Annotated in this window: 16 protein-coding genes; 6 read left to right on the forward strand and 10 right to left on the reverse strand. The window is 50.1% G+C overall.

The annotated features are described in order from the left end of the window. Positions 1–16 precede the first annotated feature (16 nt). Positions 17–4,531, reverse strand: coding sequence for a glutamate synthase large subunit (gltB, locus tag JHJ32_RS03100; RefSeq protein ID WP_200119779.1), 4,515 nt, complete (start codon positions 4,529–4,531; stop codon positions 17–19). 264 nt (positions 4,532–4,795) lie between these two features. Between gltB and JHJ32_RS03105 the strand changes: the two genes are divergently transcribed. Genes JHJ32_RS03105 through JHJ32_RS03115 form a run of 3 tightly spaced genes read left to right on the forward strand, consistent with a single transcriptional unit; the run spans position 4,796 to position 6,886 of the window. Beyond that, positions 4,796–5,776: a deoxyhypusine synthase family protein gene (locus tag JHJ32_RS03105; RefSeq protein ID WP_079716858.1), complete on the forward strand. Its 981-nt coding sequence runs from the start codon at positions 4,796–4,798 to the stop codon at positions 5,774–5,776. A gap of 1 nt (position 5,777) precedes the next feature. Further along, a complete protein-coding gene (locus JHJ32_RS03110; RefSeq protein ID WP_200119781.1) occupies positions 5,778–6,311 on the forward strand; it encodes a hypothetical protein in 534 nt (177 codons plus the stop codon). Further along, positions 6,308–6,886, forward strand: coding sequence for a non-canonical purine NTP diphosphatase (locus tag JHJ32_RS03115; protein ID WP_200119783.1), 579 nt, complete (start codon positions 6,308–6,310; stop codon positions 6,884–6,886). The genes JHJ32_RS03110 and JHJ32_RS03115 overlap by 4 nt, the downstream gene beginning before the upstream one ends. Positions 6,887–6,898: 12 nt before the next feature. Here the strand turns inward: JHJ32_RS03115 and JHJ32_RS03120 are convergent, their stop codons facing one another. The 3 genes from JHJ32_RS03120 to JHJ32_RS03130 form a co-directional block, all read right to left on the reverse strand. Then, positions 6,899–7,264, reverse strand: coding sequence for a VOC family protein (locus tag JHJ32_RS03120; RefSeq protein WP_200119785.1), 366 nt, complete (start codon positions 7,262–7,264; stop codon positions 6,899–6,901). A gap of 71 nt (positions 7,265–7,335) precedes the next feature. Then, positions 7,336–7,944, reverse strand: coding sequence for an alpha-ketoglutarate-dependent dioxygenase AlkB (locus tag JHJ32_RS03125; protein WP_200119787.1), 609 nt, complete (start codon positions 7,942–7,944; stop codon positions 7,336–7,338). Between the two features lie 85 nt (positions 7,945–8,029). After that, on the reverse strand, positions 8,030–8,908 hold the full coding sequence (locus JHJ32_RS03130; protein WP_200119795.1) for a methylated-DNA--[protein]-cysteine S-methyltransferase: 879 nt from the start codon (positions 8,906–8,908) through the stop codon (positions 8,030–8,032). A gap of 278 nt (positions 8,909–9,186) precedes the next feature. Here JHJ32_RS03130 and JHJ32_RS03135 point away from each other — a divergent pair, with 278 nt between their 5' ends. Beyond that, entirely contained in the window at positions 9,187–10,926 is a 1,740-nt protein-coding gene (locus JHJ32_RS03135) for a GMC family oxidoreductase (protein ID WP_079716853.1), read from the forward strand. Between the two features lie 15 nt (positions 10,927–10,941). Further along, positions 10,942–11,571, forward strand: coding sequence for a gluconate 2-dehydrogenase subunit 3 family protein (locus JHJ32_RS03140; protein WP_200119796.1), 630 nt, complete (start codon positions 10,942–10,944; stop codon positions 11,569–11,571). A 118-nt stretch (positions 11,572–11,689) separates the two neighbouring features. Here JHJ32_RS03140 and JHJ32_RS23095 read toward each other — a convergent pair whose 3' ends face one another. The 4 genes from JHJ32_RS23095 to JHJ32_RS03160 form a co-directional block, all read right to left on the reverse strand. Beyond that, positions 11,690–12,034 (reverse strand): four-helix bundle copper-binding protein, encoded by a 345-nt coding sequence (locus JHJ32_RS23095; RefSeq protein WP_200119797.1) that lies wholly within the window; start codon positions 12,032–12,034, stop codon positions 11,690–11,692. A 100-nt stretch (positions 12,035–12,134) separates the two neighbouring features. Beyond that, positions 12,135–12,308, reverse strand: coding sequence for an Arc family DNA binding domain-containing protein (locus JHJ32_RS03150; protein ID WP_079716849.1), 174 nt, complete (start codon positions 12,306–12,308; stop codon positions 12,135–12,137). 45 nt (positions 12,309–12,353) lie between these two features. Next, positions 12,354–13,208: an SPFH domain-containing protein gene (locus JHJ32_RS03155; RefSeq protein WP_200119798.1), complete on the reverse strand. Its 855-nt coding sequence runs from the start codon at positions 13,206–13,208 to the stop codon at positions 12,354–12,356. A gap of 287 nt (positions 13,209–13,495) precedes the next feature. Further along, on the reverse strand, positions 13,496–14,041 hold the full coding sequence (locus JHJ32_RS03160; RefSeq protein WP_200119799.1) for a hypothetical protein: 546 nt from the start codon (positions 14,039–14,041) through the stop codon (positions 13,496–13,498). Between the two features lie 124 nt (positions 14,042–14,165). Here JHJ32_RS03160 and JHJ32_RS03165 point away from each other — a divergent pair, with 124 nt between their 5' ends. Then, complete coding sequence (locus JHJ32_RS03165) at positions 14,166–14,888, forward strand: SDR family oxidoreductase (RefSeq protein ID WP_200119808.1); 723 nt, start codon at positions 14,166–14,168, stop codon at positions 14,886–14,888. Between the two features lie 19 nt (positions 14,889–14,907). Here JHJ32_RS03165 and JHJ32_RS03170 read toward each other — a convergent pair whose 3' ends face one another. Both JHJ32_RS03170 and JHJ32_RS03175 read right to left on the reverse strand, forming a co-directional pair. Beyond that, on the reverse strand, positions 14,908–16,158 hold the full coding sequence (locus JHJ32_RS03170; protein ID WP_200119810.1) for an RNA polymerase sigma factor: 1,251 nt from the start codon (positions 16,156–16,158) through the stop codon (positions 14,908–14,910). Between the two features lie 5 nt (positions 16,159–16,163). Beyond that, positions 16,164–16,511: a YciI family protein gene (locus JHJ32_RS03175; protein WP_079716842.1), complete on the reverse strand. Its 348-nt coding sequence runs from the start codon at positions 16,509–16,511 to the stop codon at positions 16,164–16,166. Positions 16,512–16,688: the final 177 nt, after the last annotated feature.

The following is a 16,688-nucleotide window of genomic DNA, read 5'->3' on the forward strand; positions in this document are numbered from 1 at the left end:
CTGTCTGTATCGTTGTTTATGCTTCTACTAACTTTGCCCGCAGTACACTCTTATATTCCCGGGGGAATACTTTGATAAAATAAGCCTTCTCAGTTTTCCAGTTCTGGAGGATATGCGTAGCACGCTTGCTTTCCGTGAGGTGAATATGCCGTTTGAGCAGGGCAATGATAGCTGTTTCATCTTCGGTGTCAAGCGGATCAAGATCCACCATTTCAGTATTGCAGTTATCCCGGAAAGTGCCCTCAAGGTCGTAGACCCAGGCGATGCCCCCGCTCATGCCAGCGGCAAAGTTGCGCCCTGTAGCGCCCAGGATAAGTGCCCGGCCTCCGGTCATGTATTCACACCCGTGGTCGCCGACGCCTTCGACCACGGCAGTAGCGCCCGAGTTGCGCACGGCAAAGCGTTCGCCGGCTTGACCACACACAAAAAGGTGGCCGGAGGTGGCCCCATATAGAGCAACGTTGCCGATGATGATATTTTCATGTGCAATCCGCTGGTTGCTAGGCGGTGGGTAGATAGCCAATTGTGCGCCTGAAAGCCCTTTGCCCACGTAGTCGTTGGCCTCACCTTCCAGTTCAAATGACAACCCCTTTGCCGCAAAGGCACCGAAACTCTGTCCTGCCGAGCCTGTAAACTTGTAATTAATGGTATTATCCGGAAGCCCTTCTCCGCCGTATATTTTGGATACTTCGTTGGAAAGCAACGTGCCGATAGTCCGGTCGGTATTCCTTACGTTGAATGTACCAAAGACCGGAGTTTTGCTTTCCAATGCTTTACGGGCTTGGGTTACCAACCCCCAATCCAGTATCATATCCAACCCGTGGTCTTGCTGTTCGGTTTGATACAGGGTATCACCTGCCTGGCTGTGGGCTACATGGAGGATGCCTGAAAGGTCCAGTTTGTTTATCTTCCAATGATCCACATTTTCGCGTTTTTTGAGAAACTGTGCTCGGCCGACCATTTCATTGATGGTGCGGAAGCCCAATTCGGCCATGATTTCGCGCAATTCTTCTGCGAGAAACTTAAACAGGTTGACGATGTCTTCTGGCTTGCCGGTAAATAGCTTACGCAATTCGGGATCTTGCGTGGCAACGCCCACGGGACAGGTATTCAGGTGGCATTTGCGCATCATGATGCAGCCACCGGCTACCAACGCAGCTGTAGCTACTCCCCATTCTTCAGCACCCAGCAAGGTGGCAATAGCGATGTCCCGCCCGGTTTTAAGTTGTCCATCCGTCTGCAATACCACGCGGCTGCGCAGGCCATTCCTGACCAGCGTCTGGTGCGATTCGGCCAGGCCCAACTCCCAGGGCAGACCAGCATGTTTAATGGAGCTGATGGGCGAAGCGCCGGTGCCGCCATCGTATCCTGCAATAAGGATGACGTCGGCGTGGGCTTTTGCTACCCCCGCAGCGATAGTGCCTACGCCGGCCTTTGATACCAGTTTTACGTTTATTCTCGCTTCCCGGTTGGCATTTTTCAGGTCAAAGATAAGCTGTGCCAAGTCCTCGATGGAGTAAATATCGTGGTGGGGTGGGGGCGAAATCAGTCCGACGCCCGGAGTAGAATGCCGCACCCGGGCAATCCAATCGTCCACCTTGTGTCCGGGTAGTTGCCCACCTTCGCCCGGTTTTGCACCCTGTGCCATTTTGATTTGCAACTCATCGGCTTGCGTTAGGTAATTGGATGTAACGCCAAAGCGGCCGGAAGCCACCTGTTTGATGGCCGACCGCATCGAATCACCGTTGGGCAGTGGTTTGTAGCGGATCTCGTCCTCTCCGCCTTCACCGGTGTTGCTCTTGCCGCCGATGCGGTTCATGGCAATGGCTAAGGTGCTGTGTGCTTCATGGGATATGGAACCGAACGACATGGCACCCGTGGCAAAACGTTTCATGATATTTTCTGCCGGTTCGACTTCATCAATGGAAATCGGTGTGCGATGCCTCGCAAAGTCAAGCAGCCCACGAAGGGTATACATGCGTTCTTTTTGGTTGTTGATGAGCGCAGCATACTTCTTGTAGGTTTCATAATCACCCCTGCGGCAAGCCTGTTGCAGCAGGTGAACCGTTTGGGGGTTGAACAGGTGCGCTTCACCTCTTCTTTTCCATTGGTATATACCACCCTCGGGTAGCAGCTCCTTCGCGTTGCGTGAGCTGCTAAACCCACGATTATGCTTGCTTAGCACCTCCCGCGCGATATCATCGAGATCCAAGCCGCCGATTCGTGATACGGCGCCGCAGAAATAATTGTCGACTACATCTTTGTTGATACCGAGTACTTCAAAAATTTGAGCACCGTGGTAAGACTGGAGGGTAGAAATTCCCATTTTAGAGAAAATCTTAAGTAATCCCCCGCATACCGCTTTGACATAATTTTTCGCCAGTTGAGGCCATGTTAGCTCGGTGTCCAGTATTTTCTGTTCTTTAAGCGTGCGGATGGTCGCAAGCGCCATATAGGGGTTGACAGCCGTGGCACCAAATGCAAGCAGGCAAGCAAAGTGGTGCACTTCCCATACGTCGCCACCCTCAACGACCAAACCAACGGCACCCCGGTGACCGGTTTTAATCAAGTGGTGGTGTACGGCAGATACCGCTAACAGTGATGGTATGGCCGCATGTTGTGAATCAATGGCACGGTCGGAGAGGATGATCACCTCAAAGCCGTCCCGTACGGCATCCTCTGCATACCGACAGAGCCGCTTTAGGCCGTCTTCCAATGCGCCGGGTTCTCCGGTGGCATTAAAATAGCACTGTAAGGTTTTAGCCTGGAAGATGCCGGTATCGATGCTGCGGAGCTTTTCGAGTTCTTTGCTGGTGAGTATCGGGTGTTCGAGGGCTACACAATGGCAATGCATCTTGTCCTCATCGAGGATGTTTCCATTATTGCCAATAAAGGTGGCGAGGCTCATCACCAAGCGTTCCCTTATCGGGTCGATCGGTGGATTGGTCACCTGCGCAAAAAACTGCTTGAAATAACTTGATAGGTGTTGAGGATGGTTGGAAAGTACCGCCAACGGTACATCGGTACCCATGGAGCCTACAGGCTCCTTACCATCCAGCGCCATGGGAGTAATGATGCCTTCCACATCCTCACGCGAGTAACCGAATATCTGCTGATACTTGAATACCGATTCCTTGGACAAGTAGGTGAACGTCACCCGCGGATCAGCAAGTTCTTCCATGCGAATCTTGTACTGATTCAGCCAGTCGCCGTAGGGTTGTTTGCGGGCAAGCTCGTCCTTTACCTGTGCATCAGAAAGGATTTCGCCCTTCTCCATGTCAATAAGTAAAATCTTACCGGGTTGCTGACGGCCTTTTTTAATGATGATGCGCTCGTCTATTGGCAGTGCGCCGGCCTCCGAAGCCACAATCACCCGATCGTCTGAAGTAATAGCAAAGCGTAAAGGGCGCAAGCCGTTCCGGTCGAGCATCGCACCGATGGTCGTCCCATCCGTAAAGCAAAGTGCGGCGGGTCCGTCCCAAGGTTCCATCAATGTGGCATGGTATTCATAGAACGCCTTTTTCAGCGGATCCATGTGCGTATTTCCGTCCCATGCCTCAGGGACCATCATCAACATGACGTGTGCTATACTGCGTCCGCTATGCAGCAGCAATTCCGCGACGTTGTCCAAACATGCCGAATCCGATTGATGGCCGTCCACGACGGGCAGCAGAATCTGCATTTCCTCTTCCGTAAAATAAGGCGACGACAGGGAGCGTAGCCCGGCATAAAACCAATTCAAGTTTCCGGTCAACGTATTGATTTCCCCATTGTGCGCCAACATACGGAACGGTTGGGCCAATTGCCACGAAGGGAACGTATTGGTAGAAAAACGGGAGTGCACCAGTCCAAATGCAGACACCACTCGTTCGTCTGTAAGGTCAGGGAAATAGGTGCCCACTTGGTAGGTGGTCAATTGGCCTTTATAGATGATCACTTTGCAAGATAGCGAAGCGATGTACGGTTCTTCGGTGAGTGCTTCTGTTTCCCTCACTTTTTTGGCGATAAGGCGCCGCAGTACAAAAAGTTTCCGCTCAAAGTCCGTCGTATTTGTCACCCCTGCCGGCCGTGAAACAAAAAACTGAACGATCTCCGGCTCCACGCTCAATGCGGTACTGCCGATGCCCTCTGCATTGACAGGAACGCGCCTGAAACCGAGGAATTTCATTCCCCTCTCTTCGGCTGCGCTTTGGATGATTTCCCTGCACAGGCGGTTTGCTTCCGCTTCCTTGGGTAAAAACGTCATGCCCGTGCCGTAATAGCCCGGCTCGCTCAATTGGATACCAAGCGATATGCATTCTTCCCAAAGAAATTCATGGGGTAGCTGAATCATGATACCCGCACCATCGCCACTTTCCGGGTCGCAACCACATGCGCCGCGATGCTCCATGTTTTCCAGCATCGTCAACGCATCCCTTACTTGCCTATGGGTTTTGTTGCCTTTGAGGTTAGCGATAAAACCTACACCGCAGGCATCGTGCTCAAAATCAGATTGATAAAGCCCCTCCTGTTGTCTCAATTTACCAGTCATTCTATTTAGTTAGCGTATTCAATTTGCTAAATTAGTAATTATTTCGCGGATAATTAAATTATTTTCAAATTTTTATTTTGTTTGTTAATAATTACCTATTTTTTGTGTTTATTTTTAGTAAAATGCTAAAACCATGGGCTCATGTTATCATTTTTACAATGTTCGCGGCCGCGCCGGGCGGCGAGCGTTTTCCCCCGAGGGTTGGTAAGCTGTGAACTGTGACCTTAAAACCGTACCTTTGTATGCAAAAACTAAGTGTAAGAAATGAGTACAACAAAAGGTCCTATATCCCAGTTTATCGAAAAAAATTATCTGCATTTCAATGCCGCGGCGCTGGTCGACGCCGCCAAAGGCTATGAGGCCCACCTTGACGCGGGTGGTAAAATGATGATTACGCTAGCCGGAGCCATGAGCACGGCGGAGCTGGGCATTTCGCTGGCCGAGATGATCCGCCAGGATAAAGTGGCTATCATCAGCTGTACAGGTGCTAACCTCGAAGAAGATATCATGAACCTGGTAGCGCATTCGCATTACAAACGCGTGCCGCATTACCGCGATCTTAGTCCGCAGGACGAATGGGAGTTGCTTGAAAACCACTACAACCGGGTTACGGATACCTGCATCCCGGAAGAGGAAGCGTTCCGGCGTATCCAGCAGCACATCCATAAGATATGGAAAGATGCGGAGGACGCAGGAGAGCGCTACTTCCCCCACGAGTTTATGTACAAGATGCTCAACAGTGGTGTGCTGGAACAGTATTACGAAATCGATCCCAAAAATTCGTGGATGCTGGCCGCCGCCGAAAAAAATCTTCCTATCGTGGTGCCCGGCTGGGAAGACAGCACCATGGGCAACATTTTTGCATCGTATGTGATTAAGGGCGAGCTCAAAGCATCGACCATGAAAAGCGGCATTGAGTACATGACCTACCTCGCGGACTGGTATATCAAGAATTCCGAAGGGAAAGGCGTGGGCTTCTTCCAGATTGGTGGCGGCATTGCGGGTGATTTTCCTATTTGCGTGGTACCGATGCTCTATCAAGATATGGCGATGGAAAACATTCCGTTCTGGAGTTATTTCTGCCAGATTTCGGATTCCACCACGTCTTACGGCTCTTACTCGGGTGCGGTGCCCAATGAGAAAATCACCTGGGGTAAATTGGATATCCATACGCCTAAATTCATTGTAGAATCGGATGCGACGATTGTGGCGCCATTGATTTTTGCTTGGATATTGGGACAATAGTATGGCCATGTCGAACATCCAGACGACGGATTCCGTAGCATTGCGCTACTTGATTACCGAGACGCTCTTCGGTATGGATGAAGACGCGCCCGTCACGGCAGCCATCGGGGAACTATCCGCGGTGGCTACCGCTCCGGCAGCGGCCCCGCAGTTTCCGTTCTATGGCAAAAACGTGCGCAACTACCTGTTTTTGGCAAGCGATCCGCAACACGAGTGGCTGTCTGTATCGGCATTGGAGGCGCTAACCAAAACGTTAACCGCTTTGAAGCTAACGGCCGACGACATTGCGTTGCTGAACCTCGGCACGCTTTCCGCAATGCCACAGCAAGGTGATATTTTTGCCTTTTTCAATCCAAAAATTGTGGTATCGCTCGGGGTATCCCTACCTTGGGAGGGATTTGCCAATCCCGAACCCAACACAGTGTTGGCCCACCAAGGCATTACGGTTTTCCACACGTTTACGTTTGACGAGATGTTGGCTGATGCCGAAAAGAAACGGTTATTTTGGGGTACTGTAAAAACATTATTGATATGATTGAACTGGTCTTTGCTACCAATAATGCGCATAAGCTTGAAGAGGTCCAGGCGATGGTGGGAAATGATATTCGATTGCTTACGCTTGCTGATATAGGTTGCACGGACGATATCCCCGAGACGGGTGGTACGTTCGAAGCGAACGCTTCGCAAAAAAGTAGTTATTTGTATACCAAATATGGCTATGACTGCTTTGCTGATGATTCAGGCCTGGAAGTAGAAGCGCTTAATAATGAGCCGGGAGTATATTCTGCCCGTTATTCGGGTACGCGGGACATGGAGAAAAACATTGATTTGTTGCTCAGCCGGTTGGGTAACCATCCCAACCGAAAGGCCCGATTCCGCACGGTTATCTCCTTACTATTGGACGGGAAGACGTACTTCTTTGAAGGCGTTGTTGAAGGCGAGATCGGCTACAAGCGACAGGGAAGCGGTGGGTTTGGTTATGATCCCTTATTTACCCCGGATGGCTATGACAAAACATTTGCCGAGATGGCGGCTGCCGAAAAAAATGCCATCAGTCACCGTGCTATCGCCGTGGCTAAGCTTGCCGAGTTTTTGAAGGCAACTTCTTAGCCAACGTCCGGTTCACTCGTGCACTTGGCATGCTTCCAATACATTGCCGTCCGGATCATAGCACCGGAAATAGGTCGTGTAATCATCACGAATTAAATCGCCGACATCCGCGCCTTTATCCCGCAGTACCTGCCACGACAGCTTTGCATCAGTTGTTCGGAAAATCGGGTAAGAAGCCAACTCCCGGTCAATCGTTGCCTTTTTGTCGGTCTGCCAAAGCGTTAAACTCGTTGGGCTACCGGTATCGAGCACGACCAATTGTTGCTTAGTGTCTTCCCACACAGGCGTTAGGCCCAGTTTTTCTTGATACCATTGTTTGGCGCGGCCAATATCAGATACGCGGACAATGACCGTATCAATGCCTTGTAATGCTGTCATTTTGCTATTACGCTTATTCGGCAACAAGATATGCATCCCAAAGCAGATTTCAAAAAATGGCAAGATGGGAGTCAATCGATCATTGTCCGGAATGTGAGGTTTACCCGCGCGTGTTTCACGCGTTTTGTAGGTGGCAGGCGGTGCAACCAATGGGTTTGAGTGGTGCCCTTCATGACCAATAGGCTACCATGCGGAAGAGCAAGCGAAACCGTCTCCTTGGTTTGCTTATGGCGGAAAGAAAATCGCCGCTCAGCTCCAAGACTTAGCGAAGCAATTGCACCATGTTTTTTGAGGTCCTTTTCGTCGTCGCTGTGCCAAGCCATGCCCTCATCGCCGGTAGGATAAAGGTTCAGTAAGCAGGAATTGAAGTGCTCGCCCGTCTTTTCCTCAACCAACTGTTTGAGTTCCAGTAATTGTGGAGTCCAAGGGATTGCCCGTTTGGTAATGTTGGAGTAGGTGTATTCATAAGGGATATCAGCATACCAGGCAACCTTTCGTTTGGTGACGTAATGCTTGCCAAAGATAAAGGCTTCGTCAGGCTTCCACGGAATAGCCGTAAGCAAATAGGTCAGGTAGTGGTCAGCTTCGGGAGGCGATAGCAGCCTGCCATAGTAATTGACGATGCCGCCTTCCGGCAATAAATTTTTTGTTTCGTCTATTTCACTATTGAACAAATCCATTTTTCAGTAATCAGGCTCAAACGTATTGTCTCAAGATGCTTGCACGTCGTCCTCGAGTTTAGTACTCCTGCAACGCCCCATTGAGTCAATGCCCCGGCTGCTCAGCGCCGATTAATAGGCGACTATTTTCGATCTGCGCATTTTCCCAGCCGATGATAGCCGTTTTCCGGGTATTGCCCCACATATAATCCCCCAAGGCGCCGGTAGATTGAATAACCCGGTGGCATGGGATCAAGTAGGCTACCGGATTGCTGCCGATGGCATTGCCTACCGCCCTTGAGGCAGATGATCGGCCGATTTCTTTGGCGATTGTTCCGTAAGTGGTGAGCCCACCCATTGGGATTTTTAATAGGCTCTCCCATACTTTTAGCTGGAATGCGGAGCCCTTCAGATGCAATTTAATTTCTCGTAGATTATGCCAGTCGCCTTGGAAGATAGCAAGCGCATCTTGGTGGACCGGCTCCGGCACGTGCGCAAATGAAGCATTTGCAAACTTCTGTTTTAGTATACCCAAAGCCGTTTGTTCATCATCACAAAAGGCCATGTGGCAAATCCCTTTGTCGGTGGAAGCGACGATCAGCGTGCCGAAAGGGCTTTGTGCAAAGCTGTAGCGAATGGTCAGGTGTTGGCCACCGTTTTTATATTCAGCGGGCGACATTCCTTCTATGGTGATAAACAAATCGTGCAGCCGACTGGTCCCCGAAAGGCCCGTTTCCAGTGCAGTTTCAAACAACGTAGCCTGTCTTTCCTTAAGTAGATGTTTTGCATATTCCACACTGACATATTGCAAAAATTTTTTTGGGCTGGTACCAGCCCATTCGCAAAACAATCGCTGGAAATGATAGGGGCTTGTATGCGCCTGCGCCGCGATTTCTTGAAGGGAAGGCTGCTTTTTGAAATGCTGCTTGATATAGTCTATTGCTACAGCAACCCGGTGATAGTTTAACTTCGCTTGGTCATTCATGTTATACGAATATATACGGCAAAAATCGCAAGTATGGCCATGTCATGCAATCCGGAACTTGCTAATATCAGGCGCCCCAATTGAACTCAAGTTTTTTTAATTTAACGAATTTACTGTATTTTTTTCGGAATGGACCTGGTTTAGTGATGCATAATCGTTTTAGCTATTTATTTGGTGTTTGTAACCAATAAAATTTTATATTTGGCCATTGATAGCGACAGACCGATAGTCAATCGCCTTCAAGCTAAACGATAACAATATAAATAGACCGAAAAATAATGATTTCTTATCAAATCAAAGAAAACCCCACGGTATTTGACGCAATAGTTGTCGGATCCGGTGCCGGAGGGGGCATGGCTGGTTATGTGTTGGCTAATGCGGGTTTAAAGGTGCTCATGCTTGAAGCGGGACCATTTTTCGATCCGGCCAAAGATACCCTGCAATTGCGGTGGCCATGGGAATCACCTCGCCGTGGCGCAAGTACTGTGCGTCCGTTCGGCGATTTCGACGCTGCCTATGGTGGCTGGGAGTTGGATGGCGAACCCTATACCCGCGCGGCGGGTACCGAATTTGAATGGTTTAGGGCAAGAATGCTTGGCGGGCGGACAAATCATTGGGGGCGTATTTCGTTGCGCATGGGCCCGGATGATTTCAAACCAACGGATGGTGTGACCGCCGAATGGCCAATTACCTATGATGAGGTGAAGCCTTATTATGACCGCGTAGACAGGATGATTGGTATTTATGGCACAGTGGAAGGGATTCGCAACGAGCCGGATGGTATTTTTCTGAAACCACCTAAGCCGCGGCTCAACGAATTATATATCAAAAGGGGAGCACAGAAGGCAGGTGTCCCGGTTATTGCTGGACGTGGATCGGTGCTTACGGAGGCTCTTCCCGGTGTGGAAGGGCGTGGCACGTGTTTTTATTGCGGGCAATGTGGCAGGGCATGCCGGGTGTATGGCGATTTTTCTTCTTCTTCCTGTTTGGTCATTCCGGCCATTAAGACGGGCAACTTGACGGTTGTAGACAATGCAATGGTGCGTGAGGTGCTGACTGATAATGAAGGGCGGGCGACCGGCGTGTCTTATGTCGACACGATGGATTTGCAGGAATATTCCGTGCGGGCTAAAATTGTCATATTGGGGGCAAGTGCATGTGAAAGTGCCCGCTTGTTGCTCAATTCGAAGTCGGCAGCACATCCGGGAGGGCTAGGCAATAGCAGCGGTTTGGTAGGACGATATTTGCATGATTCTACCGGAGCAAGTGCGGGGGGCTTTCTGCCGCAACTGCTGGATAGAAAGCGGTACAACGAAGATGGGGTAGGAAGTGTACACATTTATTCGCCATGGTGGCTCGACAACAGGAAACTCAGTTTTCCTCGGGGATATCATATCGAATACGGCGGCGGTATGCGTATGCCGTCATACGGCTTTATGGACTGGGTAGCGAATGTAAATCACCTGGTGCCCGGCCAAGATGGCCAACAACGAGAGCAAGGCGGATACGGCCGGTCGCTGAAGGGAGATTACCGCCGGTTTTATGGAGCAAGCGTAGGTATGGCAGGTAGGGGTACAGCATTGGCCAGGTATGACAACTACTGCGAGATAGATCCCAATCGGGTGGATAAATATGGGATTCCGGTACTCCGGTTCCACTATAAATGGGCCAATGAAGAAGTAGCGCAGGCCAAGCATATGCAGGAGACCTTTAAGGAGATTTTGCACGAGATGGGCGCCGTCATGACTTCGCCTATGCCTGGCCCAGAAACGTCCTACGGTCTGGAAGCGCCGGGGAAAATCATTCATGAAGGAGGCACTACGCGTATGGGCGATGATCCTAAAACGTCGGTCTTGAATAGGTGGTGCCAAGCGCATGACTGTCCTAATTTATTTGTGGTAGATGCCGGACCGTTTGTACAGCAAGGCGACAAGAACCTTACGTGGACCATCCTCGCACTGTCGATGCGTACCGCAGAATACATTTTGGAGCAGCGTAATAAGTTAAACATTGGATAAACATATCATAGCAACGTGAACAGAAGAGATTCCATTAAGGCATTAGGCCTCGCCGCGGCAGGCGGCGCATTGCTAATCGACTCCTGTAGGCCCGGTGCCGAAACGAATAAAGAGGCCGCTGCGGGAGGAGGGAAGCTCCCCGGTGTTCAGGAATTTGAGCATGAACGCAACCAACGTTTGGCAGGTGAGCAATTTTTTACCGAGCATGAGCTGGCTACACTCACCGTGTTGACCGACATTATCATTCCGGCGGATGACGTATCCGGAAGTGCCAGCGATGCTGGCGTGCCTGCATTTATTGAGTTTATGGTGAAAGATATTCCAAGCTATCAGACGCCGATGCGGGGCGGACTGAAGTGGCTGAATGTACAAAGCCAACGGCGGTATGGCAGCGTGTTTGTCGATTGCTCGGAAGCACAGCAATTGCAATTGGTGGATGACATCGCTTACCCCAGCAAGGCACGGCCTGAGATGCAACAAGGTGTGGCATTCTTCAGCTTAGCACGCAACCTCACCGCTTCAGGCTTCTTTACCAGCGAGATGGGAGTGAAAGATATCGGCTATGTCGGCAACCGTCCCGGTATTTGGGATGGCGTGCCTCAGGATGTCCTCCAGGCCCACGGATTTGCCGACGGTTGGGGGTGAAATTTTGTAAAGGGCACCCGATGAGCCGGATAGTTTATGGCTGTCGGTGCCACGTTATTGCTCGGCGCATGGGTGCCTGATGCCGTGTAAGCTGCTGCGCATAGACATGGACGGTTGTCTATGCAGCCATTGTTCTGCACGCCTCGGCACACGCCCGGCATGCTTCCGCGCAGGCTTTGCAATGTTCATTGTCGTGTTTTTGGCATTCTTCCGCACACTCATCGCAGATTTGGGCGCAGAGGTCGCAAAGCTGTACGACATACCCTTCGTGCCCCGTTCCGCTGCTTTTTGCCATAAAAGATGCAGCCATGCGGCAGGCATCTGCGCAAAATCGGTCTAAATGAATACAGGCAGCCATAGTTTGTACTTGGTCGTTTCGCAGGCATAAGGTTGCGCAGTGGTCGCATGCATCAGCGCAGCGATAACAGGCAGCGATGCAGTTGGTGAATTTCTCTTCTATCATGATTCATTGATTTTATGAGTTAGCTCCCCCAGTAAGTAGCTAACATGCATGATGGCCGTTTGTTTACCGTCATCGCAATTTGTAAATCAATTGACCGATACTATTCTTTTTCCTTCTTTTTCGTACGCTTCCGATGTGCCAATGCCTGGGCAAGCAGAAATTCAATTTGCCCATTGGTGCTCCTGAATTCTTCTGCCGCCCATTCTTCTAATGCTTTCAGCATATCGGCGTGTATGCGAAGCGCAAATGCCTTTTTATCCGCTTTATCAGCCATTAAAAAGCTCCCGTTTTTATTCGTTATAAGGATGCAAAGATATTATTAATGATATAATGTACCGGCGTTGACTACGGGCGCGACATTTCGTTCGCCGCACAAAACCACCAGCAGGTTGCTGACCATGGCGGCCTTCCGCTCTTCATCAAGTTGTACAATGTCTTTTTCCGATAGCTTCTCCAAGGCCATCTCTACCATGCCTACGGCACCATCCACAATTTGTCTGCGCGCAGAAACCACGGCAGTGGCCTGCTGGCGCTGCAACATCGCACTGGCAATCTCCGGCGCATAGGCCAAATGGGTGATCCGAGCTTCAATCACATCTATCCCCGCCATGGCCAGTCGGTCGTTCAATTCTTTTTCCAATATCCCGCTTACCTGCTGCGCACCATCTTTTAGGCTGATTACGGCTGCTTCATCCTCGAAGTTGTCATAAGCAAACTGATTTGCTAAATGACGGACGGCAGCTTCACTCTGTATTTGAACATATTTGCTGTAATCATCTACGGCAAATAATGCCTTGGCGGTATCGCGCACCTGCCAGACGACTACGGCAGCAATCTCTATGGGATTGCCCAGCTTGTCATTGACTTTGATTTTTTGCCCGTCGAGATTCCGCGCCTTTAATGAGACGGTCCGTTTTACGACCAATGGGTTTACCCAAAAAAAGCCGTCCTTCCGTACCGTCCCCTGGTAACTGCCAAATAAAATCAATACGGCAGATTCATTGGGATTGACAACAAGCCAGCCTTTCAATATGACCAATGCCAGCACAATGCCAATCGCAATCAGCCACACCGACTGGCTGTAAATACCATACGCTGCGAGACCGAGGCCAGCCAGCAGCACAACAAAGGATAAGTAACCCGAAATTGCAGTGGTGTTTTTTTCGTTTATCATGACTATTTTTTTTGATATTATTTTGATATCACAATAATATTAATAAAAATGCAAAATAAAAAATATTTATACAGTTTTAGCTTCAACGGGCCACTCGGCAAAATACACCAAAATAGGTATTGTCTATCCAGCGCACCTTCTTTACCTTGCCTCCATCATCCCAAGCGTTCTTTTTCTTGCATGAGATGTATGGGGATTGGGAAGGCTCCATGCGTTATTTAGTGTCACTAACATTTGCATATGTGCAGGGTAGGTTGTCCTGCACATTGCAAATATTTTTGGCTTCATCAGAAAAGCAAGGGGTAATCCAACGACAGTTTTTCTTCGCCCTGTTTTATTTCTTTAATCTGGATATGTAGGTAGGTCTGACCGCTCGGTTCAAGTTTGCCAAGTACAAACTGGTGATACTTGCCATCATTTCCATCGGGTCTTTCGGAAGACCAGCAATGGCCTTTCCATTTGCTTTGTAAGCTATTTTCTTTGTCAATTACTGTTATTTTGCCTATATAAACTAATTCCTGCCCGTCCAGAATGACTGCGTTTTTTCCGAGATCGATGGACGTCTGATCAAGTATCGAAGGTGCCGGAGAAGAATCGTCATACGTATAGAACCAAATTTTATTCCCATTATTGGCTATCGATAAACTCAGCGTATAGTTTGTGCTGTCTGCGACATTGGCTGTCATTTCGCCTTCCGGCAACATCGTTTCGATATCTCGCCTTATTTCTTTGTTGGTGGAGGTATGGTGTTGGGCAACTGCGGCAAACCCCATGTAAAGAAAGAAAGCGTTTAGTAACAGGGCTTTCGTCAAGGATGGGTATATGGCGTTCATTGTTCGAATATACTATTTTATCGGAAACCGGCGTATTTTGATCATCTTTACCGGCGGTAGGTTTCTTTAATTGCGCTTTGGCCTACTGTTGTTATATTAAATTGTTATTTACCCGTATGGAGACATGAATGATAAGAAGATAGTGATTATCGGTGCCACGTCTGGAATAGGCCGTGCATTGGCTGAAACGTTGGTTTCGGCAGGAAATAAGGTAGGCATCACGGGTCGGCGGGAGGCGATCCTCCGGGATATGAAGGCCATGCGTCCAGATCGCTATTGTATCCGCGCCTTTGATGTGACGGACACCGAGACCAGTATTGCACACTTGGAGGCGCTTGCTGCGGCGATGGGGGGTATCGATGTCATGGTCATCAGCGCTGGCGGAGGGGATACCAACGAAGCGTTGGATTTTGGGATAGAACGCAAAATGATAGACCTGAATGTCGGCGCCTTTACCCAGTTGGCCGACTGGGCGTTTGCTTATTTCCAGCGCCAAGGATATGGACATCTGGCGGCAATTACTTCTATTGCCGGTATGCGGGGCAGCAGGCAGGCGCCCGCTTACAGTGCGACAAAGTCTTATCAAATCACTTACCTGCAAAGTCTGCGGCAGAAAGCATATCATGGACGCATGCCAATCACGGTTACGGATATCTGTCCGGGCTTTGTCGACACGCCGTCGGCCAAGTCTCCTGTACGGTTTTGGGTGGGGCCGTTACCGAAAGCTGCAAACCAGATTTACCGGGGGCTTTGTAAACGCCGTAAAGTGGTATACATTACCCGGCGGTGGCGACTTATCGCTTGGCTATACCGATGGTTGCCTGCTTGGCTGCACGAACGGCTCTGAGCGCTAGGCTGTCTGGACGTCATGTGTATAACGTGTTCAGCTGTTTTTGGATATATTGGGCATCCAGTGGATTTTGTGCAAGGGATAGGGCCGCACGGTAGGCGATGTGAGCCTGCGCGGTGCTACCTGCGCGTTGGTATACGTGGGCTTTCACGGCTTGGAGGAGAAATACGGTGCCGGAATCCGCGTCGTACGGAATGGCTTCCAGCTCCGTAATGACGGCGAGAGGCCCGGCGGCGTAGCTTTCAGCAACCAGGCGGTTAAGACGGATGAGGACTGAACTCGGCTCAAGGCCTTCCAATAACCGGTAAAGGCCGAGGATCGCTTTCCAATCGGTTTCTGCAAAATGCCTTGCCGCACAATGCAATGAGGCAATTAACGATTCAAGGTAGTATTTGCCTGCACAGCCGCTGCGTTTTGCACATTCCAAATAATGGAAGCCTTCGGCAATCAGCCGTCGGTCCCATAAGCTCCTGTCTTGTTCTGCGAGTGGTACCCACTCGCCATAAGCCATTATCCGTGCCGGAAAGCGGGCGGAATGGAAAAACATAAGTGCCAATAGCGCATCCACTTCGGCTGCAGGAGGTGCTATGGGGCGCAACAGCTTCGCCAGACGCATGGCTTCATAACAAAGGTCCATATTGATGCCTTTGGCATCGCGCGTAGCCTTATAACCCTCATTGAACATGAGGTATAAGATGGTGCACACCGTAGCGGAGTTTTCCGCGGCGTGTTTTGCTGCTCGGGGATCCAATTGGATGTTTACACGCCGTAAGGTCGATTTACTGCGCTGCAGAGCTTTCTTGACCACTTCACGATTCAACCGTAATGCGTTGGCTAATTCCGGAACGCCGAAACCGCACAGGACATGGAGCGTGGTCAGTATGCGGTCGCGTTCGCCGAGAGCCGGATGGCAGCACGCCACCAGCAGTTGCACTTGGCTGTCCGCGGCTTTTTCGTCCTCGACCACGGGCGGGGTTTCGCCCTGCGCAGCCACTATCGAAGCCTCCATGGCTTCAATAGTGGTCTGCCGTGCGGCGCGATTGATGATGTTGATCAGCTTGTTGCGGGCAACGCGTGATAGCCAAGCCGGTGGATCTGCCGGCATGCCGTTGTAGCGCCAATGGGACATGGCAGTCTCAAAGGTATCTTGCACGGCATCGAGGATATTGTCTAATTGCGCCATGCCAAACACCCGGGCAAGGGATGCAACCATCTTCCCCGAGTGTTGTCTGAAGAAATGAGCGACCAGCTGTCCCGTGGCGTCCATTGCGTCTACGCGTCTTCCATTGTCATGATTTCCCGTATCTCAACGGTGCGATCCCAATCCAGGTCTGGATTTCCCTTGGCGATCTCAATGGCTTCTTCAAGGGAATCAGCCAATAGGATGTAATAACCACTGACACATTCTTTTCCCTCCAAAAAGGGGCCGTCTGATACGATTTTTTGCTTGCCGCGGATGTATGCGCCACCCGCGTCAAGAGGTTGGGCTTCCTTGTATTGCCCCTTCTGCTTGAGGGTCTCTACCCAACGATAATGTTTCTCGATACATGCTTGCATTTCCTCGGCAGACAGTTCGCCGTAATTTGATTCTTCACGAATCAGCATTAGAAATTCTTTCATAACTTTTTATTTTGTTTTTACCTTGACAATCGGGTTTGCCGTTTGGGGACATTTTTTTGAAGCTATTTTTGTCTGTTTACGGCGTTTCGTGCTTCGTTCGTTCCATACTAAGCCACCGTACGACTCGTCTGCTAACCATATCGAATGGTAAAAATGCATTTTTTTTTAGACGTCGAC

The sequence above is a fragment of the Parapedobacter sp. ISTM3 genome, from assembly GCF_016533505.1.
Lineage (GTDB): Bacteria > Bacteroidota > Bacteroidia > Sphingobacteriales > Sphingobacteriaceae > Parapedobacter > Parapedobacter luteus.